21 protein-coding genes are annotated in these 19029 nt (G+C 66.8%); 14 read left to right on the top strand and 7 right to left on the bottom strand.

Features of this window, described 5'->3' with window-relative positions; translation table 11 throughout:
• Nucleotides 1-384 precede the first annotated feature (384 nt).
• A complete protein-coding gene (locus P2869_RS24925; RefSeq protein ID WP_277598254.1) occupies nucleotides 385-1449 on the top strand; it encodes an aldo/keto reductase in 1065 nt (354 codons plus the stop codon).
• A gap of 169 nt (nucleotides 1450-1618) precedes the next feature.
• On the opposite strand, the gene P2869_RS24920 is transcribed toward P2869_RS24925, so the two are convergent.
• Nucleotides 1619-1897: a hypothetical protein gene (locus P2869_RS24920; protein ID WP_277598253.1), complete on the bottom strand. Its 279-nt coding sequence runs from the start codon at nucleotides 1895-1897 to the stop codon at nucleotides 1619-1621.
• A gap of 125 nt (nucleotides 1898-2022) precedes the next feature.
• Nucleotides 2023-2826 (bottom strand): superoxide dismutase, encoded by an 804-nt coding sequence (locus tag P2869_RS24915; RefSeq protein WP_346833749.1) that lies wholly within the window; start codon nucleotides 2824-2826, stop codon nucleotides 2023-2025.
• Nucleotides 2827-3104: 278 nt separating this feature from the next.
• On the opposite strand from P2869_RS24915, the gene P2869_RS24910 reads away from it, so the two are divergent.
• The 4 genes from P2869_RS24910 (at nucleotide 3105) to P2869_RS24895 (ending at nucleotide 5466) form a co-directional block, all read left to right on the top strand.
• Entirely contained in the window at nucleotides 3105-3659 is a 555-nt protein-coding gene (locus P2869_RS24910; RefSeq protein ID WP_199541832.1) for a type 1 glutamine amidotransferase domain-containing protein, read from the top strand.
• Between the two features lie 69 nt (nucleotides 3660-3728).
• Nucleotides 3729-4016, top strand: a complete 288-nt coding sequence (locus P2869_RS24905) for a DUF1488 domain-containing protein (protein WP_277598252.1) — start codon at nucleotides 3729-3731, stop codon at nucleotides 4014-4016.
• Nucleotides 4017-4304: 288 nt separating this feature from the next.
• Nucleotides 4305-4880 carry a glycine zipper family protein gene (locus tag P2869_RS24900; protein ID WP_017775681.1) on the top strand — a complete coding sequence of 192 codons (576 nt, stop codon included), beginning with the start codon at nucleotides 4305-4307 and terminating at the stop codon, nucleotides 4878-4880.
• A gap of 145 nt (nucleotides 4881-5025) precedes the next feature.
• A complete protein-coding gene (locus P2869_RS24895; RefSeq protein ID WP_199541833.1) occupies nucleotides 5026-5466 on the top strand; it encodes a PA2169 family four-helix-bundle protein in 441 nt (146 codons plus the stop codon).
• Between the two features lie 273 nt (nucleotides 5467-5739).
• On the opposite strand, the gene P2869_RS24890 is transcribed toward P2869_RS24895, so the two are convergent.
• Entirely contained in the window at nucleotides 5740-6084 is a 345-nt protein-coding gene (locus P2869_RS24890) for a BON domain-containing protein (protein WP_277598251.1), read from the bottom strand.
• A gap of 333 nt (nucleotides 6085-6417) precedes the next feature.
• Here P2869_RS24890 and P2869_RS24885 point away from each other — a divergent pair, with 333 nt between their 5' ends.
• The gene (locus P2869_RS24885) at nucleotides 6418-7893 is read left to right on the top strand and encodes an RNA polymerase factor sigma-54 (RefSeq protein ID WP_026121640.1); all 1476 of its coding nucleotides are present in this window, start codon (nucleotides 6418-6420) and stop codon (nucleotides 7891-7893) included.
• Nucleotides 7894-8089: 196 nt separating this feature from the next.
• Here P2869_RS24885 and P2869_RS24880 read toward each other — a convergent pair whose 3' ends face one another.
• The 3 genes from P2869_RS24880 to P2869_RS24870 all read right to left on the bottom strand — a co-directional run bounded on the left by P2869_RS24880 (nucleotide 8090) and on the right by P2869_RS24870 (nucleotide 10402).
• Nucleotides 8090-8857: an amino acid ABC transporter ATP-binding protein gene (locus tag P2869_RS24880; protein WP_277598250.1), complete on the bottom strand. Its 768-nt coding sequence runs from the start codon at nucleotides 8855-8857 to the stop codon at nucleotides 8090-8092.
• Nucleotides 8857-9531 carry an amino acid ABC transporter permease gene (locus tag P2869_RS24875; protein WP_017775687.1) on the bottom strand — a complete coding sequence of 225 codons (675 nt, stop codon included), beginning with the start codon at nucleotides 9529-9531 and terminating at the stop codon, nucleotides 8857-8859. The genes P2869_RS24880 and P2869_RS24875 overlap by 1 nt, the downstream gene beginning before the upstream one ends.
• 91 nt (nucleotides 9532-9622) lie before the next feature.
• The gene (locus P2869_RS24870) at nucleotides 9623-10402 is read right to left on the bottom strand and encodes an amino acid ABC transporter substrate-binding protein (protein ID WP_017775688.1); all 780 of its coding nucleotides are present in this window, start codon (nucleotides 10400-10402) and stop codon (nucleotides 9623-9625) included.
• Between the two features lie 295 nt (nucleotides 10403-10697).
• Between P2869_RS24870 and P2869_RS24865 the strand changes: the two genes are divergently transcribed.
• The gene (locus tag P2869_RS24865) at nucleotides 10698-11408 is read left to right on the top strand and encodes a TetR/AcrR family transcriptional regulator (protein ID WP_126877128.1); all 711 of its coding nucleotides are present in this window, start codon (nucleotides 10698-10700) and stop codon (nucleotides 11406-11408) included.
• Here the strand turns inward: P2869_RS24865 and P2869_RS24860 are convergent.
• Nucleotides 11392-12198: a DUF72 domain-containing protein gene (locus P2869_RS24860; protein ID WP_277598249.1), complete on the bottom strand. Its 807-nt coding sequence runs from the start codon at nucleotides 12196-12198 to the stop codon at nucleotides 11392-11394. The two genes, P2869_RS24865 and P2869_RS24860, sit on opposite strands and share 17 nt — an antisense overlap.
• A 322-nt stretch (nucleotides 12199-12520) precedes the next feature.
• Here P2869_RS24860 and P2869_RS24855 point away from each other — a divergent pair, with 322 nt between their 5' ends.
• From P2869_RS24855 to P2869_RS24825, 7 genes are all read left to right on the top strand, one after another.
• A complete protein-coding gene (locus P2869_RS24855; protein ID WP_277598248.1) occupies nucleotides 12521-13567 on the top strand; it encodes a universal stress protein in 1047 nt (348 codons plus the stop codon).
• 55 nt (nucleotides 13568-13622) lie between these two features.
• Nucleotides 13623-14096: a universal stress protein gene (locus P2869_RS24850; protein WP_126877127.1), complete on the top strand. Its 474-nt coding sequence runs from the start codon at nucleotides 13623-13625 to the stop codon at nucleotides 14094-14096.
• A gap of 68 nt (nucleotides 14097-14164) precedes the next feature.
• Nucleotides 14165-14356, top strand: a complete 192-nt coding sequence (locus P2869_RS24845; protein WP_026121641.1) for a DUF2964 family protein — start codon at nucleotides 14165-14167, stop codon at nucleotides 14354-14356.
• Nucleotides 14357-14398: 42 nt separating this feature from the next.
• Nucleotides 14399-15535: an ABC transporter permease gene (locus tag P2869_RS24840; protein WP_277598247.1), complete on the top strand. Its 1137-nt coding sequence runs from the start codon at nucleotides 14399-14401 to the stop codon at nucleotides 15533-15535.
• A 10-nt stretch (nucleotides 15536-15545) separates the two neighbouring features.
• Nucleotides 15546-16262, top strand: coding sequence for an ABC transporter ATP-binding protein (locus P2869_RS24835; RefSeq protein WP_017775695.1), 717 nt, complete (start codon nucleotides 15546-15548; stop codon nucleotides 16260-16262).
• The gene (locus P2869_RS24830) at nucleotides 16259-17356 is read left to right on the top strand and encodes a biotin/lipoyl-binding protein (protein ID WP_277598246.1); all 1098 of its coding nucleotides are present in this window, start codon (nucleotides 16259-16261) and stop codon (nucleotides 17354-17356) included. Before P2869_RS24835 ends, P2869_RS24830 begins: the two co-directional genes overlap by 4 nt.
• The gene (locus P2869_RS24825; protein WP_277598245.1) at nucleotides 17334-18797 is read left to right on the top strand and encodes an efflux transporter outer membrane subunit; all 1464 of its coding nucleotides are present in this window, start codon (nucleotides 17334-17336) and stop codon (nucleotides 18795-18797) included. The genes P2869_RS24830 and P2869_RS24825 overlap by 23 nt, the downstream gene beginning before the upstream one ends.
• Nucleotides 18798-19029: the final 232 nt, after the last annotated feature.

Here is a 19029-nt window from a genome sequence, read left to right as displayed (position 1 = left end):
GCCCTTGTTTGCGTGTGGCGTGCGGGGTGGCGGTACGCAAATGTGGCGCGCGGCATGGGGCGCGCATGGGACGCCTCAGCGGCGTGGAACGCGAAAAAGAGTCTCGCAGGTTTTGCGAGGGGCTGCCAGGGGCGCCTTGCGGCTTATTGTGGTTCGACGCTTCTGGTGCTTCTGGTGCTTCGGATGCATTCGCCGCTTCTGTCCCCCGCGCTCGACGCACATGCCGCGCTCATCGCCTGCCGCACCGTCTCCTGACCATCGCCTTTCAGCGTGTCCGCGGCTCTGCGCGTCGCGCGGGCCTGCAGTATGCTCGGTTGCTCCCTGGGTTGTTCCTCAGTTGTTCCTCAGTTGTTCATTCCCTCCCTCCCACCATGGAGTCCTACGATGCGTTACAACCAGCTGGGCCGCACAGGCGTGTTCGTTTCCGAGCTGTGTCTCGGCACGATGACGTTCGGCGGCGAAGGCAGCATGTGGCAGCAGATTGGAGAAGTGCAGCAAGGCGATGCGGAGCGGCTTATCGGTCGCGCGCTCGATGCAGGCATCAATTTCATCGATACCGCCGACGTCTATTCGCAGGGCCGCTCCGAGCAGATCACGGGGCAGGCGCTGAAAAACCTCCAGGTGCCGCGCGACAAGGTGGTGGTCGCGACCAAGGTGTACGGCCAGGTCGGCGAGTGGCCGAATTCGCGCGGTGCGTCGCGCTACCACATCCTCGACGGCGTGAAGGCGAGCCTTACGCGCTTGCAGCTCGATCACATCGACCTCTACCAGATTCACGGCTTCGACCCCGCTACGCCCATCGAAGAGACGGTACGTGCGCTGGATACGCTCGTGCAGCAGGGCCACGTGCGTTATGTCGGCGTGTCGAACTGGGCCGCGTGGCAGATCGCGAAGGCGCTGGGCATTGCGGAGCGCCTTGGCCTCGCGCGGTTCGAGACGCTGCAGGCGTATTACACGCTCGCCGGGCGCGACCTTGAGCGTGAGATCGTGCCGATGCTGCAAAGCGAGGGCGTGGGCTTGATGGTGTGGAGTCCGCTCGCGGGCGGCCTGCTGTCAGGCAAGTACGGACGCGATCAGCAAGGCGAAGCCGGCAGCCGCCGTACCACGTTCGACTTTCCGCCCGTGAATCGCGAGCGCGCGTGGGACTGCGTGGATGCGATGCGCGGCATCGCGCAGAGCAAGGGCGTTTCGGTCGCGCAGATCGCGCTCGCCTGGCTGCTGCATCAGCGCGTGGTGACCACGGTGATCGTGGGCGCAAAGCGGCTCGAACAGCTCGACGACAACATCGCGGCCACCCAGGTGGAACTCACGGCCGACGAACTCGCGAAGCTCGACGCAGTGAGCCGGCTGCCCGCCGAGTACCCGGGCTGGATGCTCACGCGCCAGGGCGATCCGCGCCGCGAGCAGATTGCGCAGTCGCGGCATCCGCGCGGAGCCGGCGGGCAGTAATGCGTCTTTAACAGCGGCCTCGCGGCCTGGCGCCGGTTGCCCGCACCGGATGCTGGCTTCTTCGACCTTCGACGCTGCTCGCCGGCTCCGGATGTGGGCGTCGACGGTTGGCGCCGGCCGCTGACTTCGACCGTTGGCGCCCGTCGCCGGCTTCGGATGTAGGCACCGGTCATTCGCTCGCAAAGTTCGTCCCGAAAGCTCGCTCCAGTCGCCGGTACCACCGCACAGACTCTGGCTCCGGTTCAGACGACTCGTCGTCGCCCGTTTGAGCCGCGCCGGCCGTATTCGTGCGGTTCGAATGGCTCGTGCCGCCCTGTTTGGCCGACCCGCCCGAACTGCCCGAGCCGCCGGGCTCCCCGGCGCCGCTCATCAGGCTCGGCACGCGCAGGCCCATCACGGTGGCCTTGAACCGATGCCGCGCGTGCCGGTGTTTCGCCGAAAATTTCATCGTGGATGCTCCTTGGTGGCTTGTGGGAGCACGCATGGCCCGCGTGCTTTCCGTTCCTCGTGGATGTCTCTCTCGATCGATACGCTGTGGCCTCGCGCAACCCATCGCCTCGCGGGCTTACGCGCTCATGCGCTCATGCGCGCGAAGTTCGCGCTCGCGAAATCCCAGTTGATGAGTTTCGCCATGACGTGTTCGAGATACTCGGGCCGGCGGTTCTGGTATTGCAGGTAGTACGCGTGCTCCCAGACGTCCACGGTGAGGAGCGGCACGAGTCCGTGGGCGAGCGGCGTGTCCGCGTTGGCGGTCTTGATGACGGCGAGCTTGCCGCGCTGCGCCACGAGCCAACCCCAGCCGCTGCCGAACTGCGAGGCGCTCACGGCGGCGAGCTTCGACGTCACCTGGTCCACCGAACCGAAGTCGCGCACGATGGCCGCGTTCAGCGCCTCCGACGGGCGCGTCGGCGACGGGCTCAGCGACTGCCAGTAGAAGTTGTGATTCCACGCCTGGGCCGCGTTGTTGAACACGGCCTCGTGCTCGGGTACGCCATAGCTGCCGACGATCAACGCTTCGAGCGATTGCCCCGCGAACGGCGTGTTCGGCGTGAGCTTCGCGAGGTTGTCGAAGTAGCTGCGGTGGTGCTTGCCGTAGTGAAACGAAACGGTCTGTGCGGAGATCACGGGCTCCAGTGCGTTCTCGGCGTAAGGCAGTGGCGGCAGCGTTTGCGGCGATGCGCCCGATATGACCGATGCTGCCGATGCGACCGCAGTGCCGCCCACGTGCGCGGCGCCGCCCGGTGTCTGCGCGGCGGCCGTACCCGCCGTACCCACGAGCCCCGCCGCGCTGCCGATTCCGGCGAGCGCGAGCCCGGCCCCGCTGGCGGCAGTTTTCGTGAGGAAGGCGCGGCGTGCCGCGAGCGTCTGTTCGTTCATGGAAACCTCGAATGGGAGTGGAGCGGGTTGAGCGAATAGGGATCGCCACCCGAAAACAGCTGACTCCCTCGGGTTGTTCCATTGTGCGCCGCCGATTTTTCGGGAATATTTCGCGCGCCCGATGGAATAAGCGCCAGGTCTCGCGTGTTCCGCCGCGCCGCGGGCATACCCCTTGCTGAACGTCGGTGGCAGGCTGCATGCGCTGCAGAGGCGTTGCGCGTGCGGTGCCGCTTCAAGCTGCTTCTATCTGTATTCCCACTCTTTGAGGAGTTCGACTGATGTCCGACACACTTCAAGGTTGCAAGGTGGCCGTGCTGGCCATGGACGGTTTCGAGCAGGCAGAACTGGTCGAGCCGCAGCGCGCGCTGGCAGGCGCGGGCGCAACGGTGCACGTGATCTCCGCGAAGGCCGGCAAGATCCAGGGGTTCAAGCACGTCGACAAGGGCGATAGCGTCGCCGTCGACAAGACCTTCGACACTGCGAAGCCCGACGAGTACGACGCCGTGGTGCTGCCCGGCGGCGTGGTGAATGGCGATGCGATCCGGCTGATACCGCAGGCGCAGGCCTTCGTGAAAGCCGTGGACGCCGCGAAGAAGCCCGTCGCCGTGATCTGCCACGGCGGATGGCTGCCCGTGTCGGCCGGCATCGTGAAGGGCCACACCATGACGAGCTGGCCTTCGCTGCAGGACGACATCCGCAACGCGGGCGCCACGTGGGTGGACAAGGAAGTCGTGGAAGACGGCAACTTCATCACGAGCCGCAAGCCCGACGACCTGCCTGCGTTCAACAAGGCGCTGATCGCCCGGCTTTCGCAGCAGCATCAGCGTGCGTGAGTCTTCAGCGTGAGTCTTCAATGAGCGCATTCGCCGGGTGCATTGCCGACCCGGCCCCTTCGTGCGGAGATGCCCGAGATGAACATCCGTTTTCCCGATGAGGCACCGGTTTTCGACGGTTCCGCCCTGGCGCTGCGGTTCGTGGCCGAAGTGGACGGTGAGCCGGTGGTCTGCTCGGTGACGGCCGAGGCGCTCGAAGACCATTTCGGCGCGCGCTCCGTGCTGGAAGCCGAGCTGGTGGGCGCGTTCCAGCGTGGCCGCGAATCGATTCATCGCGTCTGCTGCGACGCGCTCGAACAGACCGGCGGCGGGGGCGCTGCACTGCACAGCGGGCTCTTTCGCATCGAGCGGAACTGAGTGCGTGCTAGCGGTGCGGGTAACAACGGGGTGGGGCGCGGCCGGGCATTGCATATGCTGTAAATCTCTACATGCGATTCACGATGCGGACTGCGATGCCCGCTCGAATGCGGGCCCGGATGCAGGCAGGCCTTGAACGCACGCCTCAATGCAGGCCGCGACTGTACGTCTTGAACGCGCGCCTTGAATGCATGCGTCAATGCAGGCGTGAACGCAGGCCTCAATGCAGATCTTTAATGTACGTCTCAATGCAGGCTCAATGCAGGTTAAAGCGCAAAGGGGGACGCCATGTCACTGATCGTCGCCGGCCGTTTCACCACCTTTCCCGCCGCCGAGGCTGCCGCCCAGCGGCTTTTCGACCACGGCTTCATCGAAGAAGACGTGTCGCTCTTTTACGTGAACCCGGGCGGGCAGCACGCGCGCTTTCCCGTGGGCGGCGACGAGTACGCCGACCCGCAGGCCGCGCAAAGCTCGAAGGGCGCGGGCAAGGGCGTCGTCATCGGGTCCGTGATCGGGGCCGCGGTAGGCGTGGCCATTTTCAGCCTGTTCGCCGCGCCCGTGATCATCTGGATCGCCGCCGCGGGGGTGGGCGCTTATGTCGGCTCGCTTGCGGGCGCGATGTCGCACACGAGCGGCGGCGGCAAACGACGCGAAACCGTACACGGCGGCTCGCATCCTTCCGGCGTGCTGCTCGCCGTGCACGTCACCGCGGAGAACCAGCAGGAGGCTGCGCGCCTCTTGCGCGAAGGCGGCGCCGAAGAGATCGAACGTGCAAACGGCCGCTGGCAGCAGCGTCGCTGGGTCGATTTCGATCCCACGCACGCGCCGCAAACCATGCAGACGGCGCAAGACTCGCGCGTTTGAGGCAGGGTCAAAGCAGATCCAAAGCCGGTTCAAAGCGCATTCAAAGCCGGACGCCGGGCGTGCTCCACGTGCGCCGATGCCGGCGCGTTCGGGGTGATCGGAGAAGGGCGGCGCGCGTTGCCCATTCTCGCAAGGAGGCGTTCACATGGCTGACGTCATGGCAGTGCTCAACGATCTCGTCGAAACGTCGAAAGACGGCGACCGCGGCTTTCGCAAGGCCGCCGAAGACGCGCAGAGCGCCGAACTAAAGGCCCTGTTTCTCGACCGCGCCGACCTCTGCGCACGCGGCGCGCGCGAACTCCAGGACGCCATTCAGGGCATGGGCGGCAAGCCGGGCACGGGCGGGTCGCTCGTCGGCACGTTGCATCGCGGCTGGGTCGACGTGCGGCTTTCCATTCGAGGGCGCACGGACCGCGGCATCCTCGCCGAATGCGAGAAAGCCGAGGACGTCGCGAAAGAGCGTTACGAGGCCGCGCTCGCGGCCGACCTGCCCGACGACGTGCGACCCGTCGTTAAGCGTCACTACGACGTGTTGATACGCACGCACGAGCGCATCCGGGCGCTGCGCGATGAGGCGTCAAGCTAGCGGAGCCGAACCGGCAGCCTGCTGTTCGCCGCACGGAACCCGGCGCGTGGAGCTTCCCGCATCGGCGGCAGCGGCAGCGGCGTGTCGGCGACATCGGCATGGCGGCGGTAGCGGCATAGCAACGGCATAGCAACGGCATAGCAACGGCATAGCAACGGCATAGCAACGGCATAGCAACGGCATAGCAACGGCATAGCAGCGGCATAGCAACGGCATAGCAACGGCATAGCAACGTAGCGGCATCGAGCCCATGACCCGTGCCGCCGTCCGTCATCAATCCGACGCCGACACCTTCAGTTCATTCTTCACCACCTTCACCCCCGAGAGTCCCTGTGTGACTTCGGACGCAGCCGTCCGGTCGCCCGAGGTAGGCACGCTGCCTGTGAGCCACACCACGCCGTTGCGCGTCTTCACGTGGATGTGCGAAGACTTCACGTTCTTGCTGAGCAGGCTGGCCTTCACCTTCGTCGTGATGGTGGCGTCGTCGAGCCGCTGACCCATCGTTTCGGACCCGGCGGGCGGTGCCGAGCTTTCCTGCGCGCTCACATTGAGCGCGAAGAGGGCGCAGGCGGTACAGGCGATCACGCTGACGGACTGAATCATTGGAGAGATTTTCATTGTGCGTTCCTCCCGGAGTGCTGAACTGGCAGTCACCTTTACCGCAAGCCGCGTGCCGCGCCGCGGCATGTCATGCGCCCGCAGCAAGCCTTACCGGCGCAACGCCGCGCGGCCCGTGCCTTTGGCGTTTTCCGCCCATGGCGCGCTGCGCGATGCGGCGTCCCGCACGCCGGCGCACGCTTCTTGCCAGACGTTTGTAAAAAGCGCGATGCCGCACACACGTTAGCAGCCGTCGCGCGCGCGCCAACGCTTTACGGAACAACGCATTGCCTGCACTGGTATAGCAGTTGCTTTAAAGAGGCCTGTCATCGATATGACTCACTCAGGACTGCCATGCCGCCTTCAATTGAGCTACGTACAAGACAACACCTCGCCCTCACGCCCCGGCTGCAGCAATCCGTACGGCTGTTGCAGCTGTCGTCGCTCGAGTTCCAGCAGGAGCTGCGCAACGCGCTCGACACCAATCCGTTTCTCGAATACACGCCCGCGCCAGGCGAAGACGGCGACACGCCGCCCCCCGCCCGCGAGGACGGGCTCGCGGCGCCTGCCGAGCTGCCGGCTTCCACCGACATGCCGGGCGTCGCCGAAGAGTCGGGCGCCGAGCGCACCCTGCAGGACGAACCGGCTGGCGGCTATATGGCCGACGCGCCCGAGCGCATGGGCCTGCGCCGCAGCAACCAGGACGACGACGGCCAGGGCTCCGATCCCGCGGACTGGGTTCGCATGCAGCCCACGCTGCGCGAGCAGTTGCACGAGGCACTGCGTCTCTATCCGCTGGGTCCGCGCGACCGCGAAGCGGCCCGCATCATCATCGAAGCCCTCGACGACGATGGCTATCTACGCCAGGACCTGGACGAACTCGCCGCGGTGGCGGACTTCGCGCCGCCGCTCACCGAAACCGAACTCGTGATCGCATTGCGGCTCGTGCAGTCGCTCGACCGGCCGGGCATCGGCGCGCGCTCGCTCTCCGAATGCCTCACGCTGCAGCTCGATGCCATGCCGGCCACGACGCCGGGCCGCAATATCGCACGCGAGATCGCGGCTCACCATCTCGAACGGCTCGCACGTCGCGAACAGGCGGAACTGCAAAAGCAGCTGGGCTGCGATGCCGACGCGCTGCGCGTGGCCTGCGCACTCGTGCGCAAGCTCGACCCCAAGCCCGGCAATCACTACGGCCGCGCCGAAGACAGCTACGTGGTGCCCGACGTGATCGTGCGCCCCGTGCGTAACAAGTGGGTCGTGACGATCAACCCCGCAGTGCTGCCGCGTGCGCGCATCCATCGGCTCTATGCGGAGTTGTTCGCGCAGTCGGCCGGGTCGAGCCATTCGCCGCTCGCGCAGCAGTTGCAGGAAGCGCGCTGGCTGATCCGCAACGCGCAGAAGCGTTTCGAAACCATCCTGCGCGTGGGCGAGTGCATCGTGCAGCACCAGCGCGCGTTCTTCCAGTACGGCGAAATCGCGCTCAAGCCGCTCGTGCTGCGCGACATCGCCGAGGAACTGGGCCTGCACGAATCCACCATTTCGCGCGCCACGGGCAACAAGTACATGGCCACGCCGCGCGGCATCTTCGAGTTCAAGCACTTCTTCCCGCGCGAACTCGAAACGGAAAGCGGCGGCCGGTGTTCGGCGGCCGCCGTGCGGGCACTGCTCAAGGAAATGATCGAGGCGGAAAACGCGCGCGAGCCGCTGTCGGATGTGGCGCTCGCGAAGATGCTGGCCGATCAGGGCGTGATGGTGGCGCGGCGTACCGTCACCAAGTACCGCCGGCAGATGAAGGTGCCGCCGGCGGATTTGCGGCGCAATCTGTAGGCGGAACGTGGAGAGTTAGAGGCGCGGCGCGTTGCGTTGCGCAAACGCGTTATCGGGCAAGAGGCCGGCGCGCCTGGCGTCTGCGGAGCCCACGAGGGCCGCTTGCGCGGTTGTTTGCGGCCGGGCTCCACTCTTCGCCGCTGGCAGAGGGGCTTCGGTTGGTCCTCAGTTGGCCTTCAGTCCGCTCTATCCGCCCTCAGTCCGCCCATTCCTCCGGCAACCCCTGCGTGAGCGTCGAGACGAAACGTGCCGTCTCGGCCTCGCGCGGCCGCGTGAAGACGTCGCGCGCGGCGCCCGCTTCCACCACCACGCCGCCTTGCAGGAACACTACGCTGCGCGCAATCGACGCCGCAAGCCGCAGGTCGTGCGTCGCGATCAGCATGGTCATGCCTTCGCGCGCGAGTTGCCGCAGCACGTCCACCACTTCAGCCGCGAGGCCCGGGTCGAGCGCCGATGTGGGCTCGTCGCAGAGCAGCACGTCGGGCGAGGGCGCCAGTGCCCGCGCAATCGCCACGCGCTGTTGCTGCCCGCCCGAGAGCGTCATGGGCCAGGCATCCGCCTTGTGATCGATACCGACCTTCGCGAGCAGGTCCAGCGCGCGCTGTCTGGCGCGCTCGCGGTCCCATTTCTGCACGGTGATAAGGCCTTCCATCACGTTCTCGATCACGCGCAGATGCGGGAACAGCTGGAAGTTCTGGAACACCATGCCGGTGCGCCGGCGCACGCGCAGCACGGCTTCACGCGCGGGCTTGCCGCCGCGCGTGAAGGCGATGCGTTCGTCGCCGGCTTCGAGCGTGCCCGCGTCCGGAATTTCGAGCAGGTTCACGCAGCGCAGCAGCGTACTCTTGCCGCTGCCCGACGGTCCGATGAGTGCCGTCACCGTGCCCTGTTCGAGCGCGAGGTCCACGGGCTTCAACACCTGGTGGTCGCCGAAATACTTTTCGATTTTCTCGAGCCTGATCATCACTGACCCTGAAACACTGCATGTTGACCGAAGCGCCGTTCAAGGCGCACCTGCGCCGACGAAAGCACGGAACTGAACACGAGATAGATGAGCGCGGCCTCGGTGTAGAGCACGAGCGGCTCGTACGTGACCGACGCAATGCGCTGCGCGGCCTGGAAAATCTCCGGCACCGTGAGCACGGCGGCAAGCGACGTGTCCTTCACGAGCGAGATGAACGAGTTCGACAGCGGCGGCAGCGCCACACGCGTGGCCTGCGGCAGGATCACGCGGCGCAGCGCCTGGCTGCGCGTCATGCCCATGGAGTAGGCGGCTTCCCACTGCCCCTTCGGAATGGACTCGATCACGCCGCGAATCACTTCGGAGTTGTACGCGCCCACGTTGAGCGTGAAGCCGATGATGGCCGCTGTGAGCGGATCGAACACGATGCCCACGTTGGGCAGGCCGTAGAAGATCACGAAGAGCTGCACGAGCAGCGGCGAGCCGCGAATGAGCCACACGTAGAAGCGCACCACGGCCACGGCCCACTTCGGGCCGAACAGCCGGACGAGCGCCGCCACGAAGGCAAGCGCGAGCCCCAGTGCGAACGAGATCAGCGTGAGGGGAACGGTGAAGACGAGCCCCGCGTAGAGCAGGGGCCACAGGGAGTCTGCCATCAGGTGCAGCGTGGCGGGCATGGTGCGGATTCGCTCCTCTCTTGTTCGTTGCTCCAATGCAGACGGGCCGTGCGTTGGCGGCACGGCCCGTCATGCGCTCAGTGTTGGGAGCTTACTTCGAAACGTCCTTGCCGAAGTACTTGTCGGCAATCTTCTGGTAGGTGCCGTCGGCCTTGAGCTCCGCGAGCGCCTTGTTCAGCGCGGCCTGCAGTTCGGGGTTGCCCTTGCGGATCAGGATGGCGGACTTGTCGCTGTCAGGCGAATCGTCGATGGCGACGATCTTCACCTTCGCATCCGGGCGGTGCTTCTTGAAGTCGAGGAACGAGAGGCTGTCGTTCACCGTGGCGTCCACGCGGCCCGAGGTGAGCAGGTCGATCGATTCGTTGAAGCCCTGCACCGGCACCACTTCGGCGCCGTTGTCCTTGGCGATCTTGCCGAAGTTGCTGGTGAGCGTGTTGGCCGACTTCTTGCCCTTCAGGTCTTTGAAGCTCTTGATCGTGGTGTTGTCGGCACGCACGATGAGGGCCGCGTGCGAGGCGATGTACGGGTCGGAGAAGTCGTACTTCTCCTTGCGCGCCGGCGTGACGGACACTTCGTTGATCACGGCGTCGTAGCGCTTTGCATCGAGGCCTGCAATGAGGCCGTCCCACTTGCCTTCCACGAAGTCGGCCTTGACGCCGAGCTTCTGCGCCACGGCGCGTCCAATCTCCACGTCGAAGCCGGTCAACTGGCCCGAAGCATCGTGAAACGTGAACGGCGCGTAGGTGCCTTCCGTGCCGATCTTGATGGCGCCGGCCGACTTGATCTGGGCGAGGTCGTCGGCGGCGAACGCGGCGGTGACCGCGGCTGCCTGCAGGAGTCCGATCAACAGAAGAGAGCGGATGATTTTCATGTTTGCGTGGCTCCGTGATGAGTAATGTCCCGCGCGCCCGGCCTCTGCAATGTCAGCGGTCGCGCTGGTGGAGCGGACTGTAGCAAAAACCGGTTATTTCCACAAAGCATTTGGTACCTGATTAATATGCCTTGCGGTAATAAAGAAGCGTCCGCGTAGGCGTGGGCGCGCATGCCGGATGCCTGCTTTGGCCGTGAAACCGAATAAAATCCGAGCGTTCGCTCGTATTCAGACCCGCCCGCTTGCGGCTTCGCGGCTTCGCGTCTTCCGTTCGCTCCCTTCGCCACCCCTTGCCATGAACCGTTCTTCGTCCGCTGCCGCGTCCCGTCGAGCCGATCCGCTGGCCCCGCGCAAGCGGCCCGCGCAGCGCCGTTCGGCCGCGACCGTCGAGGCGATTCTGGAAGCGGCGGCGCGCATCCTGGAAACGGCGGGCTTCGAAGGCTATACGACCAATGCCGTGGCCGAGCGCGCGGGTGTCAGCATCGGTTCGCTGTATCAGTACTTTCCGAATCGCGACGCGCTCACGGCCGCGCTGATCGATCGCGAAACCGCCACGCTCGTGGCGGACGTGCAAGAAGCGGGCAAGGCGCCCAGCTGCGAAGGCACGCTGCGCCTGTTGATCCGCGGTGCGGTGCGGCACCAGACGCGGCGGCCCGTGCTGGCTCGCCTGATCGACTTCGAGGAACGCCGTCTGCCGCTCGGTGAGCGTGAACAGCACGTGGCGGACACGATCGTCGCGATTCTTCGGGAGGCGTTCACGCGCGCCGATGCGCCTTCATTGGCCGACCCCGCTACCGCCGCAGCCGACGTGCTCGCGATGACGCGCGGCATGATCGACGCCGCCGGCGAACAGGACGACATCCAGGAAGACAGCGCCGCCGCCGCGCTGGAGCAGCGCGTGATGCGCGCCGTGGTGGGCTACCTGTTCCGGCAAGACGGCCGGTGGCCTGCGCCTTCGGGCGGGCAGAAGACACCCGACCCCGGCGCGCCTACGCCAGCCGCCTGATCAACGCCGCGGCGGCAGCGGGATTACGGACCTTGTGTCCGCTGATCACGTAGAGATATACGTCGCGGTGCTTCGCCGGCAGCGGTTTCGCACCCGCCGTTGCGAGATCGTCCGGCATGCCGCCCGCAGCCCACGTGCGGGCGCGTTCGGCCCAGCGGTCGAGTGCCTTGTCCGTGTAGCCTTCCGGCTCGCCTTCGGCGGTGCCCATGATGCGGGCGTAGACGAACGGCGCGCTCAGATCCGCGATCTGCGGATAGTCCGAATCCCCTGCGATCACCACTGCCGCGCCGTGCTCGCGCGCGAGCGCGATGAACGCCGGCGAGCGGAAGCTCTCGTGGCGCACCTCCAGCGCATGGCGCACCGGCTGGCCCGCCACGCTTGCAGGCAGCAGCGCCAGGAAGGCCGCGAAGTCGTCGGGGTCGAAGGCCTTGGTGGGCGCGAACTGCCAGTTCACGGGGCCCAGTTTCGCCTTCAGGTTCATCACGCCGCTCGCGAAGAATTTCTCGATGGAGGCGCCTGCTTCGGCGAGCACGCGCCGGTTCGTCGCGAAGCGCGGCGCCTTCACGGCGAACACGAAGTTGTCCGGCGTTTCGTCGTGCCACTTCATGAAGCTCTCGGGGCGCTGCGAGCCGTAGTAGGTGCTGTTGATCTCGATGGACGTGAGCACGCGGCTCGCATATTCGAGTTCGCGCTTCTGGGTGAGCCCTTCGGGATAGAAGGCGCCGCGCCACGGCTCGTAATTCCAGCCGCCGATACCGATGCGGATACGCGATTGAGGCGTGTTTTTCATGGGTGGAATGTGCCGCGCAACGGTGGCGCTGCGGCCGTGCTGTAGGAGTGGAGCAGTGTAGCCGAGCCAGGGCGCGGCCCGCATTCGGCTCTTCGGCCCTTCGGCTCTTCGGCCCTTCGGCCCTTCGGCTACCCATCGACGACCCACGTATCGCGACCCCACCGTCCTCGTCGGCCACGCGCCAAAAGGTAACTTGACCCACGTCAACCCCCGCCGGCCGCCAGCACCGATCATGAACGCATGAGTGGTGTGCCTGCGCGTGTCATGCATCGAAAGATCGCACGCGCGCAGGCGCAGCGAGCTTCACGGCACGAGGTCAGTCATGGACGATTCAGCACACGATGGGGGAACACCGTTCGCCTTCAGGCGGCTTCTGGTCGCAACAGAAGGCGGCAGCGGACTGCGGCCGCTCACGCGGTTCGCGCTGCGGCTCGCCGCCGCGGATGCACGCGTGCGGCTCACGGACGTGGTCTGCAATCCCGTCACGCTTTTCCCGACGCTGATGCTCAGTTATCCCGACTGGGACGACGCGCATCGGACCATGGTGTACGGGGCGCACGCGGCGCTCTGCGATGCAGCCCGCGAGTTCGCGCACGGAGGTGTCGTGCCCGAGGCCGATCTGATCGATCTGTCGGCCGGCCGCACGAATGCACCCGACGCGTTGCGTCACGCCGCGGCGGCGTGGGGCGCGGACCTCGTCGCCGTCTCGGCGCATCCGCACGGGCACCGCTGGGCGTGCCGGCTCGACCCCGAAGAAGTGGCCGCAGGCACGCATTGCCCGGTGCTTTACGTGCCCGCACAACGGCTGGCCGGCGACGATCTGAAGCTCGAGCGCGTGCTCGTGGCCGTGGACGGCAGCGACACGTCGCTGCTCGCGCTGCGTATCGCCCTGGCGGTGACGCCGCCGCAAGCCGAACTGCGCGCCATCCATGTGGCCGACCGCGCCCTCGGCGTGCCGAGGCGCTGGCGCGAGGCCATCGTGGACGAAGAGGGGCGCCGCGCGTTGAAGGCGGCCGCGGCGCTGATCGAAGGCTGCGGGCGCATGGCGCCGGTCGGCAGCATCGAAACCGGCGACACCGACGACGACGTGCCCAGCGCGATCACGCGCGAGGCGAAGCAGTGGCACGCCGACCTCGTCGTGATCGGCTCGCATGGCGGGCGCGGTCCCGGCCACTGGATGGCGGGCAACGTGGCCGCGCGCGCGTTGCGCGACACGCCCTGCGCGGTGCTGGTGTGTCCGCCGACGAGCGTGGCGCAGGCGCATGCAGTCGAAGCGCGCGCGGGCACCGCCAGCGCAGCCGAAGCGGAGTCGCCCGCTGAAATACCGGGCGAAGCCCCGAGGGCCGTCCAGCCCACCGTTTTCCTGTAGTGCCAGCAGTCCTGCGCGCCGGGCGCATGCATCAACAAAGAGACAGAGGTGAGTCATGTATCAAAAGATTCTGGTGGCGGTTGACGGTAGCGAATCGTCCAAACGCGCGTTGAACGAGGCGGTCCGCATGGCGTCGCTCGGCAAGGGCAGCGTGCATTGCGTCTACGTGGTGGACAAGTCCGCGCTCTTCACTTACGCGGGTTACTACGACCCGGTCGCGCTGCTCGACGCGTTTCGCCGCGACGGCACCGAAGCGCTCGAAGCCGCCGGCAAGGCGGTAGCCGCCGCAGGCCTTGCGGGCGACACCGAACTCGTGGAAACCGAAAGCGCCGGCGACGACGTGGCGGCCTGCCTGCAGCGCTGCGCCCAGCGTTACGGCGCCGAACTCGTGGTGATGGGCACGCACGGCCGGCGCGGCGTGCGGCGCGTGGTGCTGGGCAGCGTGGCCGAACGCTTCCTGCGCTTCTCGACCTGCCCGGTGCTGCTCGTGCGCAGCGACGACGTGGAAAAGGCGGCGGCGAAGTCATGAGCTACATCGGTAAGGCACAGCGGCTATTCAACGGACCCAAAGACGGCGCGAAGCACGGGGAGCGAGCCATGGTGCGCAAGGAGTATCGGATCGTTCTCGCGGCGATTGCCGTGTTCACAGCGTTGGCCGGCCTCGGCTTCGTCATTCACGGGCTGCTGTTCGAGGCCGGCGCGTCGTTTCGCTATGGCATGGCGGCCGTCGTGGTGGGGATCGCGGGGTTCGTCATGCTGCTCAACCCCACGCCGAAGGACGACGCCTGACACGCCATACGCGATGAAACGAAGCCGCAGGAGCACCACGACATGAAGGGAATCTTGCGGCTGGCGTTCAAGCTGCTCGTGAACGACAGCGCGAAGTTCACCGCGCTGATCGTCGGCATCACGTTCGCCGTGTTCCTGATGGTGCAGATGACCTCGCTGTTCTCGGGCGTGCTGAACCGCTCGTCGGCCACGGTCATCAACGTGGGCGCGAAGGTCTGGGTGATGGACCCGGCGGTGAAGACCATCGCCAACAGCATCGGCATGCCCGACTACGTGCTGGACGCGGTGCGCAGCATAGACGGCGTGAAGTACGCCGTGCCGCTCTACTCGGGCGGCGCGCTCGTCAAGCTGCGCGACGGCACCTACCAGGCGGTGACGGTGATCGGCCTCGACGACACGAGCCTCTACGGCTGGCCGCGCATGAAGACGGGCCGCATCGAAGACATCTACGCGGAAAACGGCTTCATCGCCATCGACGACGCCGAGTTCGTCAAGCTCAACAACCCCACGCTCGGCACCGACTTCGAACTGAACGACCACCGCGGCAAGATCGTGGGCATCGCCACCGTGTCGAGCAGCGGCCTCTTCGGCACGCCCACGCTCTACACCACGTACACGCGGGCGGTCGAATACATTCCGTCCGCGCGCTACACGACCTCGTACGTGCTCGTGGAGCCGAAATCCGATGCGGACATTGCCCACATTCAGGCCGTGGTGAAGTCGCTCGGTTACGTGGCCTACACCAAGGAAGAGTTCATGCAGCGCATCTCGCGCTTCTACAAGTACGAGACGGGGCTCGGCACCAACATCTTGCTGATGACGGTGATCAGCTTCATCGTGGGGCTCTCCATTTCGGGGCAGACGTTCTACACGTTCATTCTCGAAAACCTCGAGAAATTCGGCGCGCTCAAGGCCATCGGCGCGAAGAGCCACGAACTGGTGGGCATGATCCTGTTTCAGGCCACCTTCACGGCGCTGACGGGCTACGGCCTCGGCGTCGGGATCTGCGTGGGGCTCATCAGCCTCGTGCGGCTGCGCATTCCCGGCTACGCGGCGCTCATCACGTACTTCAACCTGTTGCTCGCGTTCGGCATGGTCGTGGTGATCGCCGCGCTGTCGAGCTACCTCGGCGTGCGCCGCGTGCTGCGCATCGAGCCGTTCGACATCTTCCGCGGCTAGGTGCAACGCCATGCCCAAACTCGCGACCCTTCCGAAGCTCGCAATCGACGCACACGGCGTGGACAAATGGTTCGGCGAAGGCGAGGCGCGCACGCGCGCGCTCGCGAACGTCAGCATGCAGGCGCGCTACGGCGAGATGCTGCTGATCGTGGGACCGTCGGGCAGCGGCAAGACCACGCTCCTGAGCGTGATCTCCGGCATCCTGCGGCCCGATGGCGGCGACGTGGTCGTGGACGGCGTGGACCTCTGGAAGCAGCCCAACGACGCAATCGCTGACTTTCGCCTGAACCGCATCGGCTTCGTGTTTCAGGACTACCACCTGTTCCCGCGTCTCACCACCGCGGAAAACGTGGCGATTCCCCTGATCCTCAAGCGGCGCCCCTGGGACGAAGCCATGACCGAGGCGCGCAAGTATCTCGACATCGTCGGCCTTGGCAACCGCGCGGGCATTGCACCCGTGAAGCTGTCGGGCGGCGAGCAGCAGCGCGTGGCGATTGCGCGCGCCGTGGTGAGCCAGCCCGACATCCTGATCTTCGACGAGCCCACGGCGTCGCTCGACGGCGACACGGGCCGCTCGATCATCGACTTCGTGAAGCACCAGGTGCTGAGCGACACGCGCTGCATCGTGATCGTCACGCACGACAGCCGCATCTTCGACTACGCGGACCGCATCCTGCGCATGGAGGACGGCCAGCTCAAGGGCATTGAAATGGGAGGCGGGGAGTGAGGCAGAAGCTCTTGTTCGCGGCGGCTTTCGTGGGCTTCGTGGCCGCCATGATCGCGGCGTGGGTGTACGGCATCCAGCAGCAGCCGCAGCCGCCCGTCTTCAAACCGGCGTCGAATCCCTACGCGCAGGGCGTGTACGCCGAAGGCATCGTGGAGAGCGATCAGCCCGCGGGCGCGAACGTCAACGTGTATCCGGACGTCTCGGGGCGCGTGACGCGCATTCTCGTGCGCGACGGCGCCGCCGTGAAAGCCGGCGACGTGCTGCTCACCATCGACGACACCGTGCAGCGCGCTACGGCCGAGCAACTGGCGGCGCAGGCGGACGCGGCCCAGGCCATGCTCGACGAACTGCACGCGCAGCCGCGTCCCGAAACGCTCAACGTGGCAAGCGCCCAGGTCACGGCCGCTGCCGCCACGCTCAAGACCGCTGAAGACCAGTACGCGAAACAGCAGCGCGCACATGACATCGACCCGAAGGCCATCAGCCGCGACGCGCTCGACAACGCCGCGAACGGCGTGAAAGTGGCGCGCGCGAACCTGGACGTGGTGACGAAGCAATACCAACTCACGCGTGCGGGCGCCTGGACGTTCGACGTGCGCAACCAGGAGCGCCAGGTCGTGGCGCTGCGCAAGGCCGCGGCGGCGGCCGGCGCGCTGCTCGACCGCTACACGCTGCGCGCGCCGGCAGACGGCGTGGCGCTCGCCGTCAATGCCGCGACGGGCGGCTACGTGTCGTCGCAGGGCGTCTACGAGACCTATTCGCAGGGCTACGCGCCCGTCGTGGTGCTCGGCACGCCGTCGAACCGGCTCAACGTGCGCTGCTACGTGGACGAGATTCTCATCAACCGGTTGCCGGATGCGAACACCGCGGCCCACAAGCTGAAGGCGCGCATGTTCGTGCGCGGCACCCAGGTGGAGGTGCCGCTCGAGTTCGTACGCATCCAGCCTTACGTCACGCCGAAGATCCAGCTTTCCGACCAACGCACCGAGCGCGTGGACGTGCGCGTGCTGCCGGTCATTTTCCGCGTTGCGCCGCAGAACGCCGTGCGGCTTTATCCGGGACAACTCGTCGATGTGTACATTGCTGCCCAGTAGGCGCGCGCGCTTTGCGCTCGCCGCCTGTTTCAGTGCGCTTGCGCTTCAGGGCTGCATGGTGGGCCCGAATTTTTCGAAGCCCGGCACGCCGCACGTGGACCGCTATCTGCCCGGCGAACCGCTGCCCGCCACGCTCACCGCGGCCGGCGCCGCGCAGACGTTTTCGCCCGGCGCGCCGCTGCGCGACGACTGGTGGACGCTGTTCCAGTCGAAGGCCATCGACGCCGCCGTCGACGAAACGCTCACCGGCAACGCGACGCTCGCGGGCGCTCAGGCGTCGCTGCGGCGCAGCGAGCACGAACTGCGCGCCGGCGCAGGCGTGTTCTTCCCGCAGGTGGATGCCGGCGCCAGCGCCCTGCGCGAGCGCTACGTCGGCGCGCGTCTGGGCAGCGGCGCCGCGCCCACGATCTTCAATCTCTTCACGCTGTCGGCGAGCATCAGCTACGCCCTCGACATCTGGGGCGGCGAGCGGCGCGCCGTGGAAGGGCTCGCGGCGCAGGTCGATGCCGACCGCTACGCCCTCGTCGCCACGTGGCTCACCCTCACTTCGAACGTGGTCAACGCGATGATCGCGCGCGCGGCCTACAGCGACGAGATCACGGCCACCCAGGAAATGATCGGCCTCGTGGACGAACAGATCGCGCTCACCAAGGCTCAGTACGAGGCCGGCACGGCGGCGTGGACGGCGGTGCTCACGCTCGAAAACGAGCGCGCGACGCTGCAGGCCTCGCTGCCCGCGCTCGCGCAAAAGCGCGCGCAGACCGAACACCTGCTCGCCACGCTCGCCGGCATGCTGCCTGCGGACTGGCAGGCACCGCCGGTGTCGCTCAGCGACATCGCGCTGCCCGCCACGCTGCCCGAGACCGTGCCGTCCGCGCTTGTCGCGCGCCGGCCCGACATTCTTCAGGCCGAAGCGGCGCTCCATGTGGCGAGCGCGAACATCGGCGTGGCGACGGCGGCGCTGTTGCCTTCTGTCACGCTCTCGGCGTCGGGCAGCTTCAACGGCACGACCGTGCCAACGCTCTTCGGCAGCGCGGGCAAGGCCTGGACGGTGGGCGCCGACGCCACCACGCCGCTTTTTCATGGCGGCTCGCTCTGGTTTCAGCGCGAAGCCGCGAAAGATGCCTACGACGCTTCGCGCGCCGCGTATCAGCAAGTGGTGCTGGCGGCGTTCCAGCAGGTGGCCGACACGCTGCGCGCGCTCCAGCACGACGCCGAGGCGCTCGCGGCGCAGACGCGGGCGGTGGAGTCGTCGTCGGAGGCGCTGCGGCTCCTGAAGGTGAGTTACGAGGTGGGCACCGTCGATTACCTGCAAATACTCATCGCGGACGGCCAGTACCACCAGGCGCGCATTGCCTGGCTCCAGGCGAACGCGCAGCGGCTTCAGGACACCGTAGCGCTCTATGCGGCGCTGGGCGGCGGATGGAACGAGGCGCGATAGGACGGGGGAGGGAAGCGGTGGCGCCCAGGCGTGGCGATGCGAGAGGTGGCACGAGAGGTGGCACGAAAGGTGGCACGAAAGGCGACGCCGTCGCGCACACGGAGCCTGCCTTTGCGCACAGCCGCAAGGGCCGCGACCGACTCCGCCGCGCTTGACTCAGGTCAAGCGCGTGCCGCACACGCCCCCTATGCTGGTTTCAGAGCCACGGCGTGCGAGGCGCGCCGCGGCATGC

It is taken from the genome of Paraburkholderia sp. SUR17 (assembly GCF_029536165.1).
GTDB classification, from domain to species: domain Bacteria; phylum Pseudomonadota; class Gammaproteobacteria; order Burkholderiales; family Burkholderiaceae; genus Paraburkholderia; species Paraburkholderia kururiensis.
This window is presented reverse-complemented; position numbering and strand designations above follow the sequence as displayed.

Excerpts from the sequence above, each read along its gene's own strand:
- P2869_RS24925 (WP_277598254.1), top strand. The coding sequence starts at position 385 with ATGCGTTACAACCAGCTGGGCCGCACAGGCGTGTTCGTTTCCGAGCTG.
- P2869_RS24920 (WP_277598253.1), bottom strand. The coding sequence starts at position 1,897 with ATGAAATTTTCGGCGAAACACCGGCACGCGCGGCATCGGTTCAAGGCC.
- P2869_RS24915 (WP_346833749.1), bottom strand. The coding sequence starts at position 2,826 with ATGAACGAACAGACGCTCGCGGCACGCCGCGCCTTCCTCACGAAAACT.
- P2869_RS24910 (WP_199541832.1), top strand. The coding sequence starts at position 3,105 with ATGTCCGACACACTTCAAGGTTGCAAGGTGGCCGTGCTGGCCATGGAC.
- P2869_RS24905 (WP_277598252.1), top strand. The coding sequence starts at position 3,729 with ATGCCCGAGATGAACATCCGTTTTCCCGATGAGGCACCGGTTTTCGAC.
- P2869_RS24900 (WP_017775681.1), top strand. The coding sequence starts at position 4,305 with ATGTCACTGATCGTCGCCGGCCGTTTCACCACCTTTCCCGCCGCCGAG.
- P2869_RS24895 (WP_199541833.1), top strand. The coding sequence starts at position 5,026 with ATGGCTGACGTCATGGCAGTGCTCAACGATCTCGTCGAAACGTCGAAA.
- P2869_RS24890 (WP_277598251.1), bottom strand. The coding sequence starts at position 6,084 with ATGAAAATCTCTCCAATGATTCAGTCCGTCAGCGTGATCGCCTGTACC.
- P2869_RS24885 (WP_026121640.1), top strand. The coding sequence starts at position 6,418 with ATGCCGCCTTCAATTGAGCTACGTACAAGACAACACCTCGCCCTCACG.
- P2869_RS24880 (WP_277598250.1), bottom strand. The coding sequence starts at position 8,857 with ATGATCAGGCTCGAGAAAATCGAAAAGTATTTCGGCGACCACCAGGTG.
- P2869_RS24875 (WP_017775687.1), bottom strand. The coding sequence starts at position 9,531 with ATGCCCGCCACGCTGCACCTGATGGCAGACTCCCTGTGGCCCCTGCTC.
- P2869_RS24870 (WP_017775688.1), bottom strand. The coding sequence starts at position 10,402 with ATGAAAATCATCCGCTCTCTTCTGTTGATCGGACTCCTGCAGGCAGCC.
- P2869_RS24865 (WP_126877128.1), top strand. The coding sequence starts at position 10,698 with ATGAACCGTTCTTCGTCCGCTGCCGCGTCCCGTCGAGCCGATCCGCTG.
- P2869_RS24860 (WP_277598249.1), bottom strand. The coding sequence starts at position 12,198 with ATGAAAAACACGCCTCAATCGCGTATCCGCATCGGTATCGGCGGCTGG.
- P2869_RS24855 (WP_277598248.1), top strand. The coding sequence starts at position 12,521 with ATGGACGATTCAGCACACGATGGGGGAACACCGTTCGCCTTCAGGCGG.
- P2869_RS24850 (WP_126877127.1), top strand. The coding sequence starts at position 13,623 with ATGTATCAAAAGATTCTGGTGGCGGTTGACGGTAGCGAATCGTCCAAA.
- P2869_RS24845 (WP_026121641.1), top strand. The coding sequence starts at position 14,165 with ATGGTGCGCAAGGAGTATCGGATCGTTCTCGCGGCGATTGCCGTGTTC.
- P2869_RS24840 (WP_277598247.1), top strand. The coding sequence starts at position 14,399 with ATGAAGGGAATCTTGCGGCTGGCGTTCAAGCTGCTCGTGAACGACAGC.
- P2869_RS24835 (WP_017775695.1), top strand. The coding sequence starts at position 15,546 with ATGCCCAAACTCGCGACCCTTCCGAAGCTCGCAATCGACGCACACGGC.
- P2869_RS24825 (WP_277598245.1), top strand. The coding sequence starts at position 17,334 with ATGTGTACATTGCTGCCCAGTAGGCGCGCGCGCTTTGCGCTCGCCGCC.